The sequence below is a fragment of the Paenibacillus anaericanus genome, assembly GCF_003994475.1.
Taxonomy (GTDB): Bacteria; Bacillota; Bacilli; order Paenibacillales; family Paenibacillaceae; genus Fontibacillus; species Fontibacillus anaericanus.
In genome coordinates this window covers 1-385 of the sequence record NZ_RZNY01000090.1, presented here as the reverse complement: position 1 = coordinate 385, position 385 = coordinate 1, and the positions used below count along the sequence as shown (strand labels likewise).

At 47.8% G+C, this 385-nt stretch carries 1 protein-coding gene; it reads right to left on the bottom strand.

Features of this window, described 5'->3' with window-relative positions; translation table 11 throughout:
- A partial coding sequence (locus EJP82_RS27820) for a manganese catalase family protein (RefSeq protein ID WP_127195320.1) occupies positions 1-385 on the bottom strand: 385 nt, incomplete at both ends.

The following is a 385-nucleotide window of genomic DNA, read 5'->3' as shown; positions in this document are numbered from 1 at the left end:
AAAACACCTTCTTCTGCCCACGATCATCCTTCAAAATCTCCACCGCTTCACGGAACCGTAGCGAGTGGATAATTTCCCGTTCACGCAGGAATTTCAAACTATCCTGCAAATCAACGTCGTCAGTCATGTCGATGAGCCACTGGTATGTAGCTCTTGCTTTCTCCTCAGCCGCAATGTCTTCGTATAGATCCGCAATAGGATCACCCTTGGCTTGAATATAAGCAGCTGTAAAAGGTACTCCTGAGGCGTTCTCGTAGAATAGTGCGCTATCATGTGCGACATAATGAGGCCCTAATCCACATGCCCTTAATTCTTCCACCGTCGCGTCCTTGGTGAGCTTATATACCATGGTGGCGATCATCTCAAGATGCGCGAATTCCTCTGT